The organism is Gemmatimonadales bacterium, from assembly GCA_030697825.1.
Classification (GTDB): Bacteria; Gemmatimonadota; Gemmatimonadetes; order Gemmatimonadales; family JACORV01; genus JACORV01.
Genome location: JAUYOW010000079.1, coordinates 1 through 1,538, shown reverse-complemented (window position 1 = coordinate 1,538; position 1,538 = coordinate 1). Strand labels below are relative to the sequence as shown.

General features: G+C 71.1%; 1 protein-coding gene. It reads left to right on the top strand.

Features of this window, described 5'->3' with window-relative positions:
• Nucleotides 1–114: 114 nt before the first annotated feature.
• On the top strand, nt 115–1,538 hold a 1,424-nt coding region (locus Q8Q85_04315), incomplete at its 3' end, for an asparagine synthase-related protein (protein MDP3773470.1).

The following is a 1,538-nucleotide window of genomic DNA, read 5'->3' as shown; positions in this document are numbered from 1 at the left end:
GTGGCCGGGCCGGGCGTTCGGCGGTCCCTCGCCGGCCCTGGCTGATTCCGGGCCGGCTTCGGGATCGAGTTCCGGCCGCCTCCGCGGCCGGAACTCGACGGGGAACGGCGCGTGATGGCCGGGCTCGCGGGGATCATCTCGAACGACCCAAAGACCCGCGGCGCATGGCTGCACGCGGCGCTACACCTGCTGCGGCACGCGTCCTCGACAACGACCGCGCAGTGGCAGGCGGACGCGCTCGGCGTGGTGTACACGGCGCCGCAGCCTACGGATCAACTGGACACGGCGCAGGCCAGACCGGTGAGCCTGTTCGTGGCCGGCACGGTCCACAACGTGGCCGAGGTGGCGTCGCGCTTCGGTGCGTCCCAGCACGCGGGGCTGGACCGGGCGGCGGCGCTCTTGTACGCGTACCGCGCGCACGGGCTCGCACCGTTCGCGCAGCTCAACGGCGACTTCACCATCGGCCTCTGGGACGCTGGGTCGAAACGGTTGCAACTGGTGACGGACCGGTGGAGCCTCCGCAAGGTGTATTACGCGCGCGTGCCGGAGGGCCTCGCGTTCGCGTCGGAAGTGAAGGCGCTGCTGGCGCATCCGGGCGTGAACCGCCAAATAGATCCCATCGCGATCGCCCAGGCGCTGTCTGTGGGCTATCCGCAGGATGATCGGACGCTGTACACGGCGATCCGCCTCATACCTGGGGGCCACACGCTCACCGCCTCACTGCCGCCGGTGCCGCTGACCGTGGAGCCGTACTGGCAGCCGCGGTTCGCGGCGACGGCCAGAGGCACGCTGGAAGAGCAGGCGGATGAGTTAGGGCGACGCATGCAGACAGCCGTGCGCCGCGGGATCGGCCCAGCGCGCCGGGTCGCGGTGCCGGTCAGCGGTGGGTGGGATTCGCGCACCGTGCTCGGGTTCGCGCGCCGCGCGCACCCGGACGCGCGCCTGACCGCCTATAGCACGGGCCATGCCCATAGCTACGACGTCACCTTGGGCCGCCAGTTGGCGCGGCGCGCCGGCGTGCCGCACCGGTTCGTGCCGCTATGCGAGGATTTTCTGGCGCGCCATGCCGAGGCGTTTGTCTGGCTCACGGATGGCTTGCTCGGCGCGTACCATGGCTGGGGCATGGACCTCCGGGCCGCGATCGGCTTGGACGCCGAGGTGCTCCTGACCGGCTTCTTCGGCGACGCGCTGCTCGGGTTCTGGCGCCGGCTCAATGCGCCGATGACGCTGGACCAGATGGAGGCGATGAGCCTGGCGGAGCACCGGCTGGTATTCCAGGAGCGGGAGCTCGCCGGCCTGCTCAAGCCCGGGGTGTACCGCCGGGCGCAGGATGCGACGGCGGCGACGCTCTCCGCGACGTTGCGGCAGGCGCAGGCTGAGGACGCGAGGGACCGCGCGATGGTCGTAAACCTGCTGCAGCGCCAGCGGCGGTGCCTCTCGTACCCGTTGACCATGTTCTGTTCGCACATCCGGGTGAGCGCGTCCTTCACCGACAACGACCTGGTGGACTACGCGCTGACGCTGCCGCCGGCGGCGCG